This window comes from Vibrio sp. B4-6 (assembly GCF_963888245.1).
GTDB classification, from domain to species: Bacteria; Pseudomonadota; Gammaproteobacteria; order Enterobacterales; family Vibrionaceae; genus Vibrio; species Vibrio anguillarum.
This window is the reverse complement of record NZ_CAWPIM010000022.1, coordinates 398,192-419,208: the sequence shown is the minus strand read 5'-3', so window position 1 is coordinate 419,208 and position 21,017 is coordinate 398,192. Positions and strand designations below refer to the sequence as shown.

18 protein-coding genes and 1 pseudogene are annotated in these 21,017 nt (G+C 44.6%); 14 read left to right on the top strand and 5 right to left on the bottom strand.

The window, feature by feature from the left end; translation table 11 throughout:
• Positions 1-154: 154 nt before the first annotated feature.
• Positions 155-1,744 (bottom strand): ABC-F family ATPase, encoded by a 1,590-nt coding sequence (locus AACV20_RS08615; RefSeq protein ID WP_017042874.1) that lies wholly within the window; start codon positions 1,742-1,744, stop codon positions 155-157.
• Between the two features lie 236 nt (positions 1,745-1,980).
• Here AACV20_RS08615 and AACV20_RS08610 point away from each other — a divergent pair, with 236 nt between their 5' ends.
• From AACV20_RS08610 to AACV20_RS08570, 9 genes and pseudogenes are all read left to right on the top strand, one after another.
• A complete protein-coding gene (locus AACV20_RS08610) occupies positions 1,981-2,616 on the top strand; it encodes a response regulator (RefSeq protein WP_013856877.1) in 636 nt (211 codons plus the stop codon).
• Between the two features lie 8 nt (positions 2,617-2,624).
• A complete protein-coding gene (locus tag AACV20_RS08605) occupies positions 2,625-4,244 on the top strand; it encodes an MASE1 domain-containing sensor histidine kinase (RefSeq protein WP_094164335.1) in 1,620 nt (539 codons plus the stop codon).
• An 87-nt stretch (positions 4,245-4,331) separates the two neighbouring features.
• Positions 4,332-5,663, top strand: a complete 1,332-nt coding sequence (gene uhpC / locus AACV20_RS08600; RefSeq protein ID WP_013856875.1) for an MFS transporter family glucose-6-phosphate receptor UhpC — start codon at positions 4,332-4,334, stop codon at positions 5,661-5,663.
• 126 nt (positions 5,664-5,789) lie between these two features.
• Positions 5,790-6,824, top strand: coding sequence for an ABC transporter substrate-binding protein (locus tag AACV20_RS08595; protein ID WP_013856874.1), 1,035 nt, complete (start codon positions 5,790-5,792; stop codon positions 6,822-6,824).
• 109 nt (positions 6,825-6,933) lie between these two features.
• On the top strand, positions 6,934-9,030 hold the full coding sequence (locus tag AACV20_RS08590; protein ID WP_029388220.1) for an ABC transporter permease: 2,097 nt from the start codon (positions 6,934-6,936) through the stop codon (positions 9,028-9,030).
• A 17-nt stretch (positions 9,031-9,047) separates the two neighbouring features.
• Positions 9,048-10,103 carry a ferric ABC transporter ATP-binding protein gene (gene fbpC, locus AACV20_RS08585; protein WP_094166334.1) on the top strand — a complete coding sequence of 352 codons (1,056 nt, stop codon included), beginning with the start codon at positions 9,048-9,050 and terminating at the stop codon, positions 10,101-10,103.
• Between the two features lie 268 nt (positions 10,104-10,371).
• Complete coding sequence (gene mobA / locus AACV20_RS08580) at positions 10,372-10,959, top strand: molybdenum cofactor guanylyltransferase MobA (protein WP_029388219.1); 588 nt, start codon at positions 10,372-10,374, stop codon at positions 10,957-10,959.
• A pseudogene (gene mobB, locus AACV20_RS08575) lies at positions 10,956-11,468 on the top strand (molybdopterin-guanine dinucleotide biosynthesis protein B); the annotation flags it as partial. The gene mobA and the pseudogene mobB, both read left to right, overlap by 4 nt.
• Positions 11,469-11,666: 198 nt before the next feature.
• A complete protein-coding gene (locus AACV20_RS08570; RefSeq protein WP_026027239.1) occupies positions 11,667-11,942 on the top strand; it encodes a DUF2960 domain-containing protein in 276 nt (91 codons plus the stop codon).
• 79 nt (positions 11,943-12,021) lie between these two features.
• Here AACV20_RS08570 and nagK read toward each other — a convergent pair whose 3' ends face one another.
• Together nagK and AACV20_RS08560 are read right to left on the bottom strand one after the other, a co-directional pair.
• On the bottom strand, positions 12,022-12,933 hold the full coding sequence (gene nagK / locus AACV20_RS08565; RefSeq protein ID WP_088732431.1) for an N-acetylglucosamine kinase: 912 nt from the start codon (positions 12,931-12,933) through the stop codon (positions 12,022-12,024).
• Between the two features lie 156 nt (positions 12,934-13,089).
• On the bottom strand, positions 13,090-13,821 hold the full coding sequence (locus AACV20_RS08560; protein WP_017042509.1) for a tRNA-uridine aminocarboxypropyltransferase: 732 nt from the start codon (positions 13,819-13,821) through the stop codon (positions 13,090-13,092).
• Between the two features lie 92 nt (positions 13,822-13,913).
• On the opposite strand from AACV20_RS08560, the gene AACV20_RS08555 reads away from it, so the two are divergent.
• Positions 13,914-14,705 carry a sterol desaturase family protein gene (locus AACV20_RS08555; protein WP_170907138.1) on the top strand — a complete coding sequence of 264 codons (792 nt, stop codon included), beginning with the start codon at positions 13,914-13,916 and terminating at the stop codon, positions 14,703-14,705.
• A 37-nt stretch (positions 14,706-14,742) separates the two neighbouring features.
• On the opposite strand, the gene AACV20_RS08550 is transcribed toward AACV20_RS08555, so the two are convergent.
• Positions 14,743-16,818, bottom strand: coding sequence for a methyl-accepting chemotaxis protein (locus AACV20_RS08550; RefSeq protein ID WP_170907137.1), 2,076 nt, complete (start codon positions 16,816-16,818; stop codon positions 14,743-14,745).
• Between the two features lie 58 nt (positions 16,819-16,876).
• Between AACV20_RS08550 and AACV20_RS08545 the strand changes: the two genes are divergently transcribed.
• Positions 16,877-17,389, top strand: coding sequence for a C40 family peptidase (locus AACV20_RS08545; protein WP_094167598.1), 513 nt, complete (start codon positions 16,877-16,879; stop codon positions 17,387-17,389).
• An 11-nt stretch (positions 17,390-17,400) separates the two neighbouring features.
• Here the strand turns inward: AACV20_RS08545 and AACV20_RS08540 are convergent, their stop codons facing one another.
• Positions 17,401-17,742 (bottom strand): DUF3802 family protein, encoded by a 342-nt coding sequence (locus AACV20_RS08540; protein ID WP_026027237.1) that lies wholly within the window; start codon positions 17,740-17,742, stop codon positions 17,401-17,403.
• A gap of 404 nt (positions 17,743-18,146) precedes the next feature.
• Here AACV20_RS08540 and AACV20_RS08535 point away from each other — a divergent pair, with 404 nt between their 5' ends.
• The 3 genes from AACV20_RS08535 (at position 18,147) to AACV20_RS08525 (ending at position 20,997) form a co-directional block, all read left to right on the top strand.
• Positions 18,147-19,013 (top strand): fructosamine kinase family protein, encoded by an 867-nt coding sequence (locus AACV20_RS08535; protein WP_017042505.1) that lies wholly within the window; start codon positions 18,147-18,149, stop codon positions 19,011-19,013.
• Positions 19,014-19,170: 157 nt separating this feature from the next.
• Positions 19,171-19,374, top strand: a complete 204-nt coding sequence (locus AACV20_RS08530) for a CPXCG motif-containing cysteine-rich protein (RefSeq protein ID WP_010320526.1) — start codon at positions 19,171-19,173, stop codon at positions 19,372-19,374.
• A gap of 252 nt (positions 19,375-19,626) precedes the next feature.
• Positions 19,627-20,997: an MATE family efflux transporter gene (locus AACV20_RS08525; protein WP_026027236.1), complete on the top strand. Its 1,371-nt coding sequence runs from the start codon at positions 19,627-19,629 to the stop codon at positions 20,995-20,997.
• The last annotated feature ends 20 nt before the right edge of the window (positions 20,998-21,017 follow it).

The following is a 21,017-nucleotide window of genomic DNA, read 5'->3' as shown; positions in this document are numbered from 1 at the left end:
AGTTGTTGCATGATGGAAGAATAAACGCATTCATAAAAAGCGCACCAAATTGGAACGTACGCTCCATTTTAATGCACTCTATTTTTTGGCTCGCAGATTGCAGGCATTAAAAAGGCCTCCCGCAGGAAGCCTTTTCTTAAGAGTAAACCGTGGATTAGTTTACGCCACGAGATTTCAAGAATTCAGCATAAGTGCCTTTGAAATCGGTCAGTTTGTTATCACGGATTTCAATGATGCGCGTTGCCAGTGAATCCACAAATACGCGGTCGTGAGATACGAAGAACAGAGTCCCTTTGTAGTTCTCCAACGCCGTGTTGAGCGATTCGATCGATTCCATGTCCATGTGGTTGGTTGGCTCATCCATCAACAGCATGTTTGGCTTATGCATCATTAGCTTACCAAGCAACATACGGCCTTGTTCACCACCAGAGATGACCTTAACAGATTTCTTGATGTCATCTTGGCCAAACAACATGCGCCCTAAGAAGCTGCGGATCACTTGCTCGTCATCCCCTTCTTGACGCCATTGGCTCATCCAGTCAAACAGGTTCATATCTTCGGCAAAATCGTGCGCGTGATCTTGAGCGTAGTAACCAATGTTCGCGTTTTCAGACCATTTGTAGCTGCCGCTACGAGGCTCAAGTACACCCGCTAAGGTGTTAAGCAGTGTTGTTTTACCGACGCCGTTTTCACCAATGATCGCTACGCGTTCGCCTACTTCAAAAATGGCGTTGAAGTTACTGAATAGATCGTTTTCAAAACCTTGGCTAAGGTTTTCAACTTCTAACGCGTTGCGGAACAACTCTTTCGATTGTTCAAAACGAATGAAAGGGTTTTGGCGGCTAGACGCTTTAACTTCGTCCAATTGGATCTTGTCAATCTGCTTAGCTCGTGACGTCGCTTGCTTCGCTTTAGATGCGTTCGCAGAAAAGCGTGCAACGAAAGTTTGCAGTTCAGCAATCTGTGCTTTCTTCTTGGCATTATCAGAGAGCAGACGAGCACGCGCTTGCGATGCTGCCGTCATGTACTCGTCATAGTTACCCGCGTACAGACGCAGTTCACCGTAATCCAAGTCAGCCATATGTGTACATACGCTGTTTAAGAAGTGACGGTCGTGCGAGATGATGATCATGGTGCAGTTACGTTGGTTTAGCGTATCTTCTAGCCAGCGAATGGTATCCATATCCAAGTTGTTGGTTGGTTCGTCAAGCAGCATGATGTGTGGTTCAGCAAACAAAACTTGCGCCAATAGCACACGCAGTTTCCAACCTGGTGCCACTTCGCTCATCAAACCAAAGTGCTGTTCAAGAGGAATGCCTACCGCAAGCAACAATTCACCGGCTTTAGACTCGGCCATGTAGCCGTCCATTTCCGCGAATTCAGTTTCGAGATCCGCAACCTTCATGCCATCTTCTTCGGTCATTTCAGGCAGAGAATAGATACGGTCACGTTCTTGTTTAACTTTCCACAACTCTTTGTGGCCCATGATTACCGTGTCGATAACCGTGAACTCTTCGTAAGCGAATTGATCCTGATTCAGTTTCGCCACACGTTCGTTAGGATCATAGCTAACGTTACCACTCGAAGGTTCAAGCTCTCCGCTTAGAATCTTCATAAATGTTGACTTACCACAACCGTTAGCGCCAATCAGGCCATAGCGATTACCTTCGCCAAACTTAACGGAAATGTTTTCAAACAGAGGCTTTGCGCCAAATTGTTGAGTGATATTCGCGGTGGAGATCAAAACCAGTACCTTAATAAATGTGAATTGTATAAAAAACTGCGCAACGTTACTTGTTCAAGGCTCGAACTGCAAGCGATGTTTTTGTTTCACTGCCCTCGTAGTGCGAGTAACTCGCTCATTTAATGCCTACCTGCCACTGATCATAAGTTTCGAGAGAGCAATCACATCCCCTGCGCTGGTTTTTGATACTTATTGATACATCTGCGACTATCACTGCAAACCTATAGGATACCCGTATGATTTCAGTTGCTTTGGTGGATGACCACCTCATGGTTCGCTCTGGTTTTGCACAACTGTTATCGGTTGAACCAGACATTCATGTCCACAGTGAGTATGGTAGCGCGCGCGAAGCATTTCGTGCGCTGGTGAACGCTTCTATCGATGTGGCAGTTATCGACATTTCAATGCCCGACGAAAGTGGGCTTGTGTTGTTAGAGAAACTGCGCCGCGCTCAGCCGGACTTTAAAGCCATCATTCTCTCTATTTATGATTCAGCGTCCTTTGTCAGTAAAGCGTTAGAAGCTGGCGCTTGTGGTTATTTATCAAAACGTTGTGGGCCTGGAGAGTTAGTGAGCGCCATTCGTACCGTGGCTAATGGTGATCGCTATTTGTGTGCCGATGCCTTAATTAACCTAAGCAATGCTTCAGGTACGCCATCTGTCCTTGAAGGGTTAACTAAACGCGAAAGAGAGGTGTTTGATCACCTGATTTTAGGCAAAGACGTCAAAGAGATTGGTTACGATTTATCAATTAGCCACAAAACGATTCACGTGCATCGGGCAAATATTTTAAGCAAACTGGGGCTTACCAACAATGTGGATCTCATCCGCTTTGCTATTACTCACCAACTGTTGGTTAACGAGACGTTATAGAAGCGACTATGCATTTTCATCATCGATTTTCTGAAGCTTTACCTCGGTTGTCTCTTTCCTCTGGCTTTAGCTATGCATTTGCATGCGTTTTGTATTCAATTGGTTGGTTTTGTTTATGGAACATCAGCCGCTACTTAACTCCTGATTTATTGCTGGCTGGTCTGTTTTTGCCCACAGGCTTAAAGCTGGCCACACTCGCTCTTGCACCACGTCGTTTTTGGCTTGGGATCACTTTATGCGAAATGGCTATAGTGGCGTTGCTCGGGCATGTGTTGGCTATCGCTGCTCATGAATATCTATTACTACTGTTTGCATTGATCGCTTATTGGCTGGCGATTGCCTTTCAATCTCTCTGGACATCACTGCACGTTTATTGGAAAAAACTGTTGGCGCTTACCGGGTTGACGGTCGTTTACGGCATCTTATGTGGAAGCTCGGTTTTGCTGTTGGTCAAACCGCTCAACCTCGAACTGCATTACGTGGCACAAGCGACCGTTTCAGCTCTGACCGGCGGTATACTGCTCACTCCGTTCTTATTTCTCCTGTACGATTATCTACATCAGCAGATCTGGAGACCACTGTCACCCGATCTTATTCATCAGGACGTAACACTTCGCCCCTCTGCGTTGCTGTGGTGTTTGCTTTTTTTTAGTGGCGGATTGATCGCGGAGTTAACCTTGCTAGAGCAGCTCAAACCGATCGCCCTGCTCATTTTCCTGCTTCCCAATATTTTTATGGCTTATAAATACGGTTGGCAAGGCGGCGTATTGGCTAGTCTAATGAACAGTATTTTGCTTGCTACAGCACGGCAAATGACAGGTTCATTTGAATCCGATATTGAACTACAAAGTTTTATAGCGACGCAGGCTTTTGTTGGTTTAGGGCTTGGTATCGCGATTAGCCGTCAATATTTCTTGGCGCAACGCTTAGCTAAAATTAACCAAAAGCTGGCAATCGAACTCGCGAACAAACAGCAACTGGCTCGGCAATTAGTCAAGGTTGAAGAGCAAATCCGAAAATCAGTTGCACGCGAACTGCATGATGAAATTGGCCAAAATATTACCGCGATACAGATCCAATCCATGCTCGCTAGTCGCTTGGCACAAAATGAAAAACAAACCAACATCGCTGAGACGATCAACACGCTCGCGCTACGAATTCACTCATCGACACGTCAATTATTAACCGAGCTTCGCCCTCATGCGCTTGATGAATTGGGGCTTGAGAGTGCAATTCGGCAGCTTGCAAGTGAAATGAAATTTGCGGAACGACACGTCGATTTTCGTCTGAATTTCGGAATTTTTGCAGAGCGTTTAGATGACATTACGGCCGTTACACTGTATCGAATTATTCAAGAGCTGCTTAATAACGTGTGCAAACATGCACAAGCATCAGCCGTGCAATTAAGCCTTGTTCCCGGTGACATGTTCAGTGTCGATCTGCGTGATAATGGCATTGGTTTAGCTTCCGATTGGCGCAGCAAAGGCCAAGGCTTACTCGGCATCGAAGAACGCGTCAGCGCACTGGGTGGCACATTTTTAATTGAATCGCAGCGTAGCCAAATACCGCTTGGGACGCGCATAACTGTTAACTTGCCCACAAAACCGCTCACAATATCAACAAACTAGGAAAATTTCCTAGTCACTTATAACTTTGTCTCATTCATTTGGTGAATCACTCCGATACCATCTCTTAGCACTAGGGAGAAACAAAGCATGCTGGGTTTTCTGATTTCAAAACCGACATCAGCACCTATAGAACCACAGGACATTGATGCAACCTATCGTTACTGGCGCTTGCATTTAATGTTATCGATGTACGTCGGCTATGGGGTGTTTTATTTCACACGCAAAAGTCTCAATTTTGCCATGCCTGCGATGCTCACTGATCTCGGGCTTGAACATTCCGATGTTGGTCTGCTTGGTACGCTCTTTTACATGACCTACGGTTTGTCAAAGTTTGTTTCTGGCATGGTCAGCGACCAATCAAAACCGAGTTACTTCATGGGTTTGGGGCTGGTTGCAACGGGCGTGATCAATGTGCTGTTTGGTTTGAGCTCTTCCCTAGCCGCATTTACCGTGCTTTGGACATTGAACGCTTTTTTCCAAGGTTGGGGATGGCCGCCGTGCGCTAAATTGCTCACCACTTGGTATTCCCGATCTGAACGTGGGTTTTGGTGGTCTATCTGGAACACTTGCCACAATTTAAGTGGCGCACTCATTCCGATCAGCATTGGTTTTATCGCTGTGACTTTTGGTTGGCGGTACGGATTTATTGCACCGGGTTGCTTGGCGATCATCGTTGGTTTAGTGCTCTGCTTTCGCATGCAAGATAAGCCCACAACGTTAGGGTTACCCCCAGTGGGTGAGTGGCGTAACGATGAATTAGAAAAGCGCCATGAGTCTGAAGGTAAAGGGCTGCCATTTCGCCAAATTTTAAGTCGTTACGTGCTAGGGAATAAGTACATTTGGCTGTTATGTAGCTCCTATCTACTGGTGTATGTGGTGCGTATCGCGCTAAATGATTGGGGTAATTTATACCTCACTGAACGGCATGGTTATGAGCTTTTTTCGGCCAACGCTGCCGTATCAATGTTTGAAGTCGGAGGATTTTTAGGATCGCTATTTGGTGGTTGGGGCTCGGACAAATTTTTTAAAGGCAATCGAGCGCCGATGAACTTGATTTTTGCGCTAGGCATTTTCATTTCAGTGGCCGCGTTATGGCTAACACCGATTGACAACTTTGTGGTGTTGTCGGGCTGCTTCTTTTCCATCGGATTTTTTATTTTTGGTCCGCAAATGATGATAGGAATGGCCGCCGCTGAATGTTCGCACAAGGATGCGGCTGGAACCGCGACCGGTTTTGTCGGCTTATTTGGCTATCTTGGTGCAGCGTTAGCCAGTTACCCATTGGCTGTCATTATTGAACAATTTAGTTGGGAAGGATTTTTCAGTGTCATTACCCTCTCAGCCGCACTGATTGGATTACTGATTTTGCCCTTTTTAAAAGCGCAGCAGCGTGCAGGGAATGCCGTCACTATGTCATAACCTTTCCTCACGTTGTTTTCTGATTTCGCTGTGTCATGCAGCAAAAACGAAATCACAGGAATGTGATGAAACTTAACGCTGCCCTACGTCTACGTTAAGTAATGAAAATAACAAGAGGAAACAGACATGAAAGATAGATTACCTCGCAGTGTACTTGCTACCTGCATTCTCGGTGCTTCGCTTGCCGCGCCTCAAGCATTTGCTGAAGGCCGACTCGTGGTTTATTGCAGTGCCACTAACGCCATGTGCGAGACAGCGACTAAAGCCTTTTCTGATAAATATGACGTAAAAACTTCTTTTGTTCGCAATGGCTCTGGCAGCACGCTGGCCAAAATCGAAGCAGAGAAGAAGAACCCACGCGCGGATGTTTGGTATGGCGGCACGTTGGATCCTCAATCACAGGCGGGTGAAATGGATCTCTTACACGCTTACCAATCCCCGCAGCTTGAATTCATTATGGATGGATTTAAAGATCCAGCGAAACGCAAAGGGAACTACTCTTCGGCCGTTTATATGGGTATTTTAGGTTTTGGGGTGAACACTCAACGTTTGGCTGAAAAAGGATTACCGATCCCGCGCTGCTGGAATGATTTAACCAAACCTGAATACAAAGGAGAGATTCAAATCTCTGACCCACAAAGTTCGGGGACTGCCTACACCGCATTAGCCACCTTCATTCAACTTTGGGATGAAGATAAAGCCTTTGATTATTTCAAAGCACTCGACAAAAACGTCTCTCAATACACCAAATCAGGTGTTACCCCTTCACGTAACTCAGCGCGTGGTGAAATTGCGATTGGTATTGGTTTTTTGCATGACTACTCACTCGAACAATCGAAAGGAGCACCGCTGGAGCTGATTTCGCCTTGTGAAGGTACAGGTTATGAAATTGGTGGTGTGAGCATTATCAAAGGGTCGCGTAACCTTGATAACGCGAAACGGTTTGTTGACTGGGTCATGTCAAAAGAAGGACAAGAGCTGGCATGGAAAGAAGGTCAATCTTTCCAAATTTTAACTAACACTCAAGCGGAACAATCCCCCAACGCCCTCGACCCTAAAAAGTTAACCTTGATCGATTATGACATGGATACCTATGGATCCTCTGATGAACGTAAGCGATTGATTAATAAGTGGGTTAATGTTGTAAAAATGGGCGAATAGCCAACGCATTCCCTTTTCTTAGCCTCGATGGGCAGTGTCTACTGCCCTTTTTATAAAGCCAATACCAGGCTTATCACCGTGTGGCTACAAACAACTTTGGTACAGAAAAATGAATGAATTTACAGCAGGCACTGCACCACATCGGCCGCTAAAAACCTCGCATAGGGACCCGATTTTTTATTGGATCCTGACGTTATTGTGTGCGTTTGTGCTGTTGCCCTCTTTTGCACTTGATTACGGAGTGTTTGATTCAACATCGCAAGAGTTTTATGCCGCTATGGGTTGGAGCCGTGCCAATATTTCTTGGTTATGGTTTGCGCTTCCGGGTGTACTTCTCATTCGCCCTTGCTATGCAGGTAATAAGTACGCCAAACACCGTCACTATTTTGATATCGGTTATTCAGCGGCATGCATGTTTTTCGTGTTGGTCAGCTCTTGGTATACCCAGCAAGGTTTAGGTTATTCAACCATTGCACTATTTATTGCCTTAAGTGCTGTCATGACATTGGCATTGGCTCGTCTTGAGTTTTTGGGCGGTGACAGCTTCGTGATTGGTGCTCTGATCTCGATTGTTCTCTTGATCACGATTTTTATTATCTTTCCGAGTATCGCCATCTTTGTACCGATGTTCCAAGATGAAATGGGGAACTTTGTTGCGTGGCAATTCATTGAAATTTTGAGCCGAGCGCAGATCATACAAATTGTTTGGAACTCCGTACTGCTTGGCGTATCTGTGGGTATAGGTGCCACTTTCTTTGGTTTGATCTTTGCTATCTATACCACACGCATTGCCACTCGCTCCGCTTTCATTGCGCGAATTTTTTCTATTCTTCCCATTGTGACTCCCCCTTTTGTCGTTGGGCTTGGGGTGACTTTAATGCTTGGGCGCTCCGGTTATATCACCGAACTCATGGTGGATTGGTTTGGGTTACAACAGACAAACTGGCTGTATGGTTTTACAGGCATTTGGATGGCACAAGTGCTCGCCTTTGCTCCTATGTCATTCATGATTTTAGATGGCGCGATGAAATCCCTACATCCATCATTGGAAGAGGCGTCCTACACGCTGCGTGCTAATCGTTATCAAACTTTTTTTAAAATTGTCATGCCATTGCTCAAGCCTGCTTTGGCCAACAGTTTCTTAATCATCTTTGTCCAATCACTGGCCGACTTCAGTAACCCGCTTGTACTTGGGGGCAGTTTCGATGTGTTAGCCACTCAGATTTACTTCTACATCGCAGGAGCTCAATTAGATTACGCTTCCGCCAGCACACTTGGAGCCGTCTTGTTGCTATTTTCGTTGGCGATCTTTGTTGTCCAATATCTGTGGATAGGAAAGCGTTCATACGTCACCATTTCCGGCAAATCATATCGTGGCGATGTGCAAGCGCTGCCTACCTTACTTAAACATACGGTTTCGGCACTGCTCTATTTTTGGATGGCATTTAACATCTTGCTTTATGGCAGCATCATCTTCGGCAGCTTCACCGTGAACTGGGGTGTAGATTACAGTTTAACGCTTAAAAACTATATTCATCTGTTTGGCATGGGAATGAGTGAAGGTGCTTGGCCATCACTTATCACGACGATGATTTATGCCGGCGTTGCAGCGCCATTAACTGCCTTCTTTGGTCTGTTGATTGCGTATATCGTTGTCCGTCAGCAATTTTACGGTAAGAAAGTGATTGAGTTTGCAACCATGCTTTGCTTCGCCGTTCCGGGCACGGTTGCGGGGGTATCTTACATTCTTGCATTTAATGATGCGCCTATTTACCTCACCGGTACCGCGGCCATTGTTGTGATTTCCATGGTGATGCGTAACGTGCCAGTAGGCATTCGCGCAGGTATTGCAGGGCTAGGCCAGCTTGATAAATCGCTCGATGAAGCGTCACTCAGTTTGCGGGCTAACTCCTTTAAAACCATTACTCATATTCTGTTGCCGTTATTACGACCAGCAATTCTCTCAACACTGATTTACAGCTTTGTTCGAGCAATGACGACCGTCAGCGCCATTATTTTCTTGGTGACACCAGAAACACGGGTGGCAACGTCTTACATCCTGAATCGTGTAGAAGATGGTGAGTATGGCGTTGCGATCGCATATGGCTCGATTTTGATTGTTGTGATGTTGGCTATTATTTTAATTTTTGATTTTATCGTTGGCGAGGCACGTGTTTCTCGTTCTAAAGCCAATAACCAAGAATAACCATTGGAGATATCACCATGGAAAATGAAAACTTTGTTGTTTTAAAGAATGTCTGCAAGCGTTTTGGCGATAAAACCGTCATTGGTAATTTGGATTTAGAAATCAAAAAAGGCAGCCTTGTAACACTGCTCGGCCCTTCAGGATGTGGAAAAACGACCGTGCTGCGTTTGGTCGCAGGGCTCGAAAAACCAACCAGCGGCCAAATTTTTATTGATGGTGAAGATGTCACGAGTACCTCCATCCAGCAACGTGACATCTGCATGGTGTTTCAATCTTACGCTCTGTTTCCTCACCTTTCCTTACATGACAACGTAGGTTATGGCCTAAGAATGATTGGCTTGAGTAAAGATGAAGTGAAACAGCGAGTGGATGAAGCCTTGAAATTGGTTGATTTAGAAGGCTTTGGGGAACGTTACGTTGACCAAATTTCAGGAGGTCAGCAACAGCGAGTAGCGCTCGCTCGCGCGTTGGTGCTTAAGCCTAAGGTATTGCTATTCGATGAGCCGCTCAGTAACTTGGACGCCAATTTAAGACGCAGCATGCGTGAAACTATTCGAGAGTTGCAACAGCGTTTTAATATCACCTCTTTGTATGTGACGCACGATCAGGCTGAGGCCTTTGCCGTTTCTGATACTGTGATTGTGATGAAAGATGGCGACATCATGCAGCAGGGGTCACCAACTCAACTGTATAAGCACCCAACCTCGATGTTCATGGCCAACTTCATGGGCGAAGCCAATATTTTTGAGGGTCAATATGATGGTGAACATTTGATCATCAATGGCTATAAGATCCCCGCTAATGATGACAGTGTCACGGCTTTGCCTGCGGGAAATTATCAAATTGGTGTTCGACCAGAAGCTATTTTGCTCTGCGCGGACGGTGATGCCTGCCAACAGTGTCAAATTACCAGTATTGCTTACATGGGGTCGATGTATGAAGTGTTGGTTAAATGGCACAACAAAGAGCTGTTACTGCAACTCAACTCGTCACAATTTGACCCCAGTTACGCTGATCACCCTTACCTGACGATCAACCCCGTGGGGTTATTCCTACTACCTGAAGATGCATAATACTGCCTAACTTGACCAAACGCCTCCAAACTAATGGAGGCGTTTGTGCCTTAGTGAGAGCAATGAACAACTTAACGAGAGCAATGAAAAAGATCCACCCGCGCAAGTGAGATTGGTTATAATCATCAGCCCGTTAGCACCAAGGCATGAGTTGGGTTATCATCCTTACCTTGGTTTGTCGCCACTAAAAATGGGCGAGTGATGCTCAATCAATGAGTTTAACTTGTCTGTACGGCGCTCTTCTCATCGCACAATTAAGAGACATTTCATGTTACTTCCCACACAAACAAGTTGGGTTATTTTAGCGGGTGGGCAAGCCAGCCGTATGGGTGGACAAGACAAAGGGCTGATTGAACTCAATGGCCAACCTTTGATTCAACATGTCATGAATAAGCTTAAGCCGCAATCTACTAACCTGACGATTAACGCTAATCGTAACCATGCACAGTATCGTCAGTTTGCGCCTGTCATTTCCGATACCATGGCTGATTATCCCGGGCCACTCGCTGGAATTCAGGCAGGGTTAACCCATGCACAAACCGATTGGGTTGGATTTGTCCCTTGCGATTGCCCGTTGATCAATGACGATCTTGTTGCGCGTTTTTGCCATGCTGTTCAAGACTCGCATGATATTTTAGTCGCCCATGATGGTCACTTCGCTCAACCCGTATTCACCCTTATTCACCAACGTGTGCAGCCAACACTGACTGCATTTTTAGAACGTGGCGAGAGAAAAATCACCCGTTTTTATCAAGAATGCCACACAGATTACGTTGACTTTAGCGACTCGCCAAACTGCTTTTTGAACCTCAACACGCCTCAAGATCTGGCACAATTTGGAACTTTGACATCATGAAATATCAAGCGCCTTCATGCCCTTTACTTGGTTTTGCGGCCTACTCTGGCACAGGAAAAACGACCCTGCTTGAAGCCTTATTGCCCAAGTTAAGGGCAGCAGGCCTAACATTAGGCGTACTTAAGCACGCGCACCACGATTTTGATATTGATAAACCAGGTAAAGATAGCCATCGGCTGCGTAAAGCGGGGGCAAGCCAGATGTTAGTTGCATCGCGCTATCGTCATGCCATGATGACTGAGACGCCAGAAGCCGAACCCGATTTCGAATATCTTTTGTCTCGCTTTGATTGCGATAAACTCGACGTAATTTTAGTTGAAGGGTGTAAAAACCTCGCCTTTCCAAAAATTGAATTGCACCGTGCTGAAGTGGGTAAACCTTGGCTATATCCAAATGATGAAAATATCATCGCTATCGCCGCGGATGAAGTTGTGAAAAGTGCTTTACCACAAATGGACATCAATAATCTCGATGCAATCGCGGCGTTTGTGATTGAATATGTACAGCGTTGTAAATGAAATATCCTGCGCTATTTCGGTGGTGAAAGCGTGACAATTATCCCACTTAAAGGCAAAATCTAGCTCATTACATGTTGGTTAGTCATGTTTCAGCGCTGCCAACGCCCCCATTTTCAATTGGTTGATAGTAAGCGATCAACCTTTGTTTATTTTCCCGAAATTGGGAATGACGATTTTAGAGAGATGATCATGGCTCGCACCATTTTGTACACTTACAAAAATGAAGATAAAACGCTGACTTTTTCTTACGAAAAACATCACAACATTCAAGAAGCAGTAGCCGAAGCGGAAGGTATTGATATTACTGATTTTTTAAAAATGGAACAGCAGCTGGAAATGATTTCTGACGCAAAAGCGGTACGCAATTACCGCGATAACCACTTTAAAAAGTTAGGCTTTAGCAAGTTAACACTGCAACAAAAAGAAAACGTAGGTGTGGGTAAAAAAGGCGCTAACACCAAATAAACAGAATTTAGGTTAAAGAGTTAACTTTTGACTGATATAAAAAAGGGCCCGTTTGATTATAGGCCCTTTTTGTTTGATTTTATGATTTGATATTAAGGAAAGCCGCACCACGTACGCCGCCTGAATCACCATGTTTTGCTTTGATGATCTTCGGACATTTCGCGACAGAAAGCAGGTATTTCGGTACGCGTTTAGGCATCTCTTGGTAGATCAATTCAAAGTTTGATAAACCGCCACCGAGTGCAACAACGTGTGGGTCATTGGCTGTGAAAATGTTGGCAAAACAGATGGCAAGTAGTTCCATAAAGCGCTCAACATGCTCAACGGCTTTCGCTTCACCTGCTTCATTGGCGTGAATGATATCAATCGCTTTTTTGTGCTCGCCATAATAGTGCTCGTACAATAGCTCAAAACCGCGGCCAGAGAGATAACTGTCTAAGCATCCTTGTTTGCCACAACCACAGCCGAGCATCGGCGCGTTATCACCAAGATGTAACCATGCATCAAGAGGCAGACGCATATGACCAAACTCCCCCGCGACGTGGTTACGACCAGAGAACACTTTCCCTTCATAGATAAGGCCGCCACCAAAACCTGTGCCGAGAATTAGGCCCATAACCGAAGGCTCATTTTTCAGCTCATCGTCCCATGCTTCAGAAAGCGCAAAGCAGTTTGCATCGTTTTCAATCTTCACGCTGCGGCCAATTTTTGCTTCTAAATCAGCGCGTAACGGCTTGCCTTTTGCAGCAGGAACGTTGACGGTTAATACCGTAGCATCATCAGCGTCTTCCATACCTGGTAGGCCAAGGCCTATTTTACCTTCCACACCCAGTTGCGCGTCATATTTACTCACCAACTGCGCAATGGTTTCAACTAGCAGATTGTAGTCGTTTGTTGGGGTAGGAACGCGCTCCGTTGCTACGCGTTCTAACTTCTCATTAAACGCACCAAACTCAATTTTAGTGCCACCGACATCAAAGCCGTAGTACATGCAATCTCTCCTAAAATTTGCTCATCAATGAGCTAAAAATAAAACTTTGGGCATTATCCACAGAGCTCAGCCTACAATCCGTGACCGAGTACCAATTTATCTGGTCTATAGGTTCGATTGAACAATTACTCATCACCGAATCGATCAACTTTAGAGTCACGTCTCGCTTTGCTGCTGGTCGATGAAACGTTTCAAGACTGGCCTGCTCAAATCATGCTTTAGGCGGGTTTTGCTCAGCAAGTAACTTTCTCGAAACACTTCAAACCATTGGCTTAATAGCAGAGAGGCTTGATGCTCACCCACTTCAGCCAATACCAAAGACGCCACTTCAGCCGTTGATAAATGCTGCTCATTATCAGATTTACGCATCATATATTGCGATACGCTTTTAGGTGCGATAGACATCACCGGAAGCGCATCCAAATAAGGTGATTTGCGAAACATTCGTCTAGCCTCGCGCCAGCTTCCATCAAGCAATATCAACAGTGGTTTGCGTTTATCGTGCGCGCTGGGAGGGCTTTGCATTACTCGAGGCTTTTCATCCACATACTCTTCGGGAAAAATGACGACTGGTTGATAGGCGGGGTTATTCAACAGTGCTAGCATTTCCGCGTGAGGTTCGGTGCGATTCCACTGATAAACGTAAGTTTCTTTAATCACATCGGCAATTAGTCGACCAGTATTACTGGGTTTAAATACTTCATTTTCAGAAACCAGCAGTAATACTGCGATATCCGTATCCATATCCGGTTGATGGCCGCATAAGCAGTATTGCGTGGCGACCTGACAATAGGCGCAACGTTCAACTTTCGCACCACGAGCTTGAAAAGGTTTGGTCGATAACGCTAAGCGATGTTGGAACAAATGGTTAAATGCGTGGATTCTCATAAATCAGGGCGGCAAGCTGGAAAGTGCTGCCGATTGTACTTACAGTACAAGCAGATTCCTAGCACAAGACCATTGAAGATGAGCCATTAAGCATGAACCTGAACCCTGAATTGATCCGTTTGAGCGTATTTTTCGCTGTATTTATGCTTTGTGCGCTGTGGGAATGGTCTTGCCCACGTAAAACACTCACCCAAAGTAAAGCCACTCGCTGGCTGAATAATTTAGGTTTGGTTGGTTTAAATAGCGTGTGCTTATCGCTATTGATGCCAGTGTTAGCCATTGAAGCGGCTTATTGGGCGCAGCAAGACTCTATTGGCCTTTTTAATTGGGTGGATTTACCACAAGTGGCTGAAATTGCGCTGTCAGTTATTATTCTTGATGGCGTGATTTACGCCCAGCATGTGCTTTTTCACTTCTCTCCTTGGTTATGGCGTTTACATCGCATGCACCACGCTGATCAAGATATTGATGTGACCACTGGCTCACGGTTTCACCCATTCGAAATGATTCTCTCTTTGTGGATCAAAATCACTTGCGTGATCATTTTGGGTGTCAGCCCATTCGCGGTATTGATATTTGAGGTAGTGCTCAATGCGAGCGCGATGTTTAACCACAGTAACGCAAAATTACCGTTGAAAATGGACCGTTGGCTTCGTTGGTTGGTGGTGACACCTGACATGCATCGGGTGCATCATTCAGTCATTGTGCGAGAAACTCACTCCAATTTTGGTTTTTTCTTGTCATGTTGGGATCGGCTATTTCGTACTTATCGTGCGCAGCCAGAATTGGGCCATAAGCAGGTCATTATCGGCCTACCACTCTTTCGAGAGAAGCGTGAGCAGTGGTTGGATAAAATGCTTACCCAACCATTTAGAAAAAAGTGACAACGTCATGAAAATACAGAAATTCGCACTGGATAAGCTAGTTGAGCGTATATTTATGCAACATAGCCTGCTGTTCACCCGCAACTTCAGCCACCTGCTCTGAACTTTCGACCATGGCTTCAAGCTGTAATTTAGTTTGCTCACCTTGCGATGAAACTTGGCTGATAGATTGACTTACATCGGCCGTCGCTCGTTCTTGTTCTTCTGTTGCAACGCTTATCTGCTCAACTCGAGCACGAATCTGTTCCACTGCTTTTTCTATCTGCTCAAATGTTGTTTTGACTTCTTGACTCGATTGCAGCGCATTACTCATCTCTTGCCGCGAATCCGATACCGCTTGACGAGAGCGCTGCGTTGCATTTGTGAGTTCATTCATCATGTCTCGGATATTGGTGGTTTGCTGTGATGTATCGCTGGCCAATTTGCGTACTTCATCGGCTACAACCGCAAAACCACGCCCTTGTTCGCCAGCTCTTGCTGCTTCAATCGCGGCGTTCAACGCCAGTAAGTTGGTGCTGTCAGCAATACCGCTGATCATATCCACCATCTCGCGAATTTTCTTCACGCGCTGGTCAAGCTCGTGCATTGCTTCATCGTTTAAATGCAGTGTATTTTCAAGAGATTCCAAGCGAACACGGTTTTGTTCCACAACTTTCACCCCTTGCGTAGAAAACTGGCTGGCAGCCACTGATTCTTCATAAGATTCACTGGTCACAAGCGCGATATTCCGAATCGCCGATTCCAACTCACTCACTGTGGAAACCATGTTAACCAACGAATCATTTTGTGCGGCTAAACTGCGGTTGGATTTATCGGCTGCATCGTGACTGGTTTCGGCATTTTGGTAGAGCACTTCACAATTGCGCGTTACGGTAGAAATTGAATATTTTGTTGATTCAATAACTTGGTTTAGTTGTAGAGCAACTTCTTTAAATTCACTCGGGCCAATCAAGCGAGCGGGTTGAGAAAAATCGTGTTGAGTTAATAATGCAAGCTTGGTCAATAAGTTATTCAGCCCCAGCTTTAGCCAGTGGCGTAACCCTAGCCATGCAAGTAAAACCAAAGCGACCAGAATAATGCCGCCAGTATATTGTACTTGCTTAACCATTAGCATTGCGTCATGAACCACGTTCTCACTATGTTTGATCAACTCACTTGCGGTGGCAGAAATCGTATTTAGCAGTGCTACCGTGTCTTTGGCTAGCTGCGCAGCTTGTGCCATTTCTTGTCGCTGCTGCTGTGCTTGCTCAATTTTATTTAAGATCAGTGCTAAAATGCCATGCTCAACAAAACCCGCTTTAACCATTTCATAAGGTGCCGTCAGGCTTGCAAACTCCATAACATCAGGATGCCACTCTTTCAAATCATCAAAGGCTAGCTCAATTCCCGCCATGCGATTACGGATTTCTTTAAATTGCACTTTGGCCTGTTCAGGATCGTTTTGCATCATTAACAGTAAGAAGGTACTTTCCATCGAACTTGCACTGGCAATAAAGCGGTTAGCCGCATCCATCGATTCAGGGTTATCTAATGCGAGAAATGAACTGATCCGGTTCATCTCCGGTCCAATGGAGCTTAATCCGTAACGAAACGCGGTGGCGGCGTTATCGATAGCATTCTGCTGTTCAAGCAAAGAGGCCTGCGTTGATAAAATAGAATAGGTGAGCTGCTGAAATGCCGCACTTTTGCTGCGTAACGACACTTGATGCTCTTGAGTAATCGCGTTACCGATACGAGTAGCGATGGAGAAAAGCTGGTCAGTAAGTTGGTCCGTCTGCTGGTTTAACTGGCTTAATTGCTGGTTTACCGCTTCTAATTCTGCCGATTCCGTTGTGCGAATGCCATCTCCGAGAGATTGTACTTGTTCTAATATATTTTGCGTCAACCTTGCATTATTTAATGCCAAAGGTAGTGTTTGTTCAGACAATCCAGAAAACTGTAGCCCTACCTTATCGATGCTTTTTAAACTGGTGATGGATAAAAGGATCACCAGTAACGTCATCGTGATGAAAATGGCACTGATGGTTTGAATCAACGACAGTGAATGTCGGTTATTTATTGAGGAATTCATGATAAATGCAACTAAGTGATTAGAGAATGTGTTAATGCTCAACCATAGTAGGAATGCAATATTTCAAAAATGTTTCAGTTACATTTCATTGGGATGATAAATGATTAAAAGTCCAATACTCTTCGCATTATCAATAACTAGTGTACTAACGGGTTGCGTAGGATCTCCTATTTCGTCCAATTCTGGCCCTGCTTATGTTACTCAAGAAGAGATTCTGTCAATTGTCCAAGATAAAGACGATGGATTAGGCACGGTTTTTCAGCGCTGGCAAGGAGTGCCGTACCGATTAGGTGGTGAAACATTGAACGGAGTCGACTGCTCAGCATTTGTGCAAATAGCGTTTAAAGATGTATGGCAGATCCCTCTACCACGAACCACACGCTCACAGAGTCAAACGGGTTTTGAGGTAAATTATCAAAATGCGCAGCGCGGGGATTTGGTCTTTTTTAGAACATCAAGGACGAGCAATCATGTTGGAGTCTATCTAGGAGACAAAAAATTCATGCACGCCTCTACGTCTAAAGGTGTGATGATCTCAAGAATCGATAACCCCTATTGGGCTTCTAAATTCTGGCAATTTAGGCGGATTATAAGCCCGCCTAACTCTGATTAGTCATACTTCAATTAGTCGTACTTCGCAACGGCAGTATCGAACAGATTCTTCACTAAGGCGATGTATTCATCAAGAAAAAGGATCTGTTCATTGGTCGCAGGTTTACTCCAAACACCCGCCAATACTTCACCAAGATCTTCCACTACAGAATCGGCTTCTTTGAGCAACTGGAATCGAACACTGGAATGTAGCTCAGGGTTTTGTTCAAAAATAGCCATGATGTTGCTTGAAACCATGTCGGTCACAACATCTTCTACACTTTCAGCGCCAATATCTCCGCCTGATGTGAACACATCCATATTAAAAGAGAGATGCTCTATCAGAGCCAAATAACCATCGGTTTCTACAACCACTTTAATTCTCCGCTTTACCGCTAAATTGCTAGTAATCACTGTACCTTCAATAATACTAAGCCATGTCAGCCCATTTTCACAGATTTGATAGTTTAGACGTTCAAATTTCCCGCGATTTCTTGATAAGCATCTATTTCACGAGCATTTATTTTCCCCAAAGTAGGATACGCCATCCTATAAATTGGGTTACTAGCACCTAAGCAAGATCAACTTATGGAAAATATAGCGTTATTTTTAATACTATTTCTGTATTCGAATCTGCAAATTCTTGCACTTAATCACATTTATGAGCATTGGTGCTCCCTCAAAAGGAAAGTGGCTAAATTATGTGTCACGCACTTCTGAAATATTCGTAACCATGACCTAAACTACGAATTATTAAGTAAATCAAGGCAGAGGTCGTTATGTGGCAAACTCTCATTCAGCAGTTATCCGATACGCTCATGTTTGAATTTAACCCTGTTGAAAAAGAAAAAGTCAGCGGTGGTGACATTAGTGATTGCTACATGATCAGCGATGGTGAGCAACGCTATTTTGTTAAAGTGAACACACGAGACTTCTTAGCTAAGTTTGAGATTGAGGGTGAAAACCTACGTTCGCTTCGTGAAACGTCAACAGTACAGGTTCCCGAGCTAGTGATGATTGGAACCAGTAAAAATCATGCTTTCATTGTTCTAAACTATCTACCAACCAAACCCCTAGATAACGCGACGAACAGCTATGAGTTCGGTGTACAACTGGCCAAACTGCATCAATGGGGAGAACAAAAAGAGTATGGGTTTGATGCAGACAATTATATTGGTTCCACTTTGCAGCCAAATCCGTGGGACAAAAAATGGGGTCGTTTTTTTGCGGAACAACGAATCGGCTGGCAATTGCAATTGTTGCGTGAAAAAGGAATTGAGTTGTTCAATATCAGCGAGTTGGTCGACGTTGTCCAATCTCGCTTAGCTAACCATAGCCCTCGCCCATCTCTGCTGCATGGAGATTTGTGGCATGGGAATGTGGCAAACTCTGTATTTGGTCCAATTTGCTACGATCCCGCCTGTTATTGGGGTGATCGTGAATGCGATATCGCAATGACAGAGTTATTTGAAGGTTTTCAACCTGAGTTTTACCAAGGCTATGAGAGTATCTTACCTTTGAGTTTGGACTATGTGGAACGTAAAAATATTTATAACCTCTATCATGTCCTCAATCACTACAATCAATTTGGTGGCCACTATCTGGTCGAAGCGGAAAGTTTGATCAAGAAAATCCTCTCCTTTTAACGGTGTAAATAACCGAGCTGTATAGACAACAAATGAGCCTTAATAAATGGCTCTTTTGTTGTTTTATGGGCCAATTCAAAGTTTGAACTTAATTTGCCACTTAAAGGAACTTAGCGACTTAGTATTAAGGTATCTCCAAGGATGTAAGGAAAGAGATATGAAAAATTATACGGAAAGAATGGTCAACTGCCCTCACTGCGGTCATTCCATTAGGATCACCCTAGATGCATCAAATGGTAGCCAAGAGTTTTATGACGATTGCCCCGCCTGTTGCCATGCGATTCATCTCAATATGATGGTCGATGAACGTTTAGACAAAATAGAGTTGTTTGTTGATGCCGATGATGAACAAATCTTTTAAAAAGTGAGCGCTTGGCAAGCGCTCTTCTTAATGGTTACGTGCAACACGCCAAGCCCCCCTATCTAGCCTAATCAAGCTTTGTCTGAAATAGATTTCACCGCATATAGCGCGACGAGCAACCTTCCAAATAAACATTAGGTAATTTCATCAGTTTTTCATGGAGCTTAGTGTGACATTTCTTTATCATCCATGCCTACGCGATAAGTTGATTATTGGTCGCGATTTTTGCTTGTCCTTCCTCTGGAGATATTTGTGCATCGTTATAAACAAGAAGCTTCAAATTTAATCAAATTGGCAACACCTGTGTTGATTGCCTCTATTGCTCAAACTGGAATGGGCTTTGTAGATACCGTCATGGCAGGTGGTGTGAGTGCGATTGATATGGCTGCGGTATCGATCGCAGCGAGTATTTGGCTACCTTCGATTCTGTTTGGTGTTGGGTTGTTAATGGCGTTGGTTCCTGTGGTAGCGCAACTCAACGGATCAGGGCGGCAAAAGAAAATTCCTTTTGAAATACAGCAAGGCGCAGCGCTAGCGTTGTTTGTCTCTATTCCCATTATTGGTGTTCTTTTTCAAACTCAATGGATTTTGGGGTGGATGGATATTGAGCCGTTGATGGCTGAAAAAACTAACGGGTACATGTACGCCGTGATGTTTGCCGTACCTTCTTATTTACTATTTCAAGCATTGCGCAGTTTCACGGATGGTATCTCACTGACGAAACCCGCCATGGTGATTGGTTTCGCGGGCTTATTAGTTAACATTCCACTTAACTGGATTTTCGTATACGGAAAATTTGGCGCACCAGAGCTAGGCGGTGTGGGTTGTGGTGTGGCGACGGCAATTGTCTATTGGTTGATGTTTTTTATGCTGCTGTTTTATGTCGTCACTTCTAAACGCATGGCGCACATTAATATCTTTGGTGAATTCCATAAACCACAATTGAAGGCGCAAATTCGCTTATTTAAGCTTGGTTTTCCTGTGGCGGCAGCGATATTTTTTGAAGTTACTCTATTTGCTGTGGTCGCATTGCTGGTCGCTCCACTCGGTTCATTGGTGGTGGCGGCTCACCAAGTCGCTTTGAATTTCTCATCATTAATTTTTATGTTACCGATGAGTATCGGCGCGGCAGTGAGCATCCGTGTTGGCCATAAGCTGGGCGAAAAAAATATTGAAGGGGCAACCATCGCTTCGCAGGTTGGCTTGTTAGTCGGTTTATCTACTGCAATTATCACAGCGACGTTAACGGTCCTATTTCGTGAATATGTGGCTTTGCTTTATACGGAAAACCAAGCCGTTGTAGCCATGGCGATGCAGTTGCTTATTTTTGCGGCTATTTATCAATGTATGGATGCGATTCAAGTCGTTGCAGCAGGAGCGCTACGTGGTTATAAAGACATGACGGCTATTTTTAATCGTACCTTTATCGCTTATTGGATGATTGGCTTGCCAACCGGCTATGTATTAGCAATGACAGATTTCATTGTCGAACCTATGGGTGCCAGTGGGTTCTGGATAGGATTTATCGTTGGCTTATCCTCTGCTGCTTTAATGCTGGGTATCCGCTTACACTGGATGCATCAACAAGCCGATAGCGTGCAACTCGATTTTGCATCGAAATAACGGCTTGATTCTCTGAATTT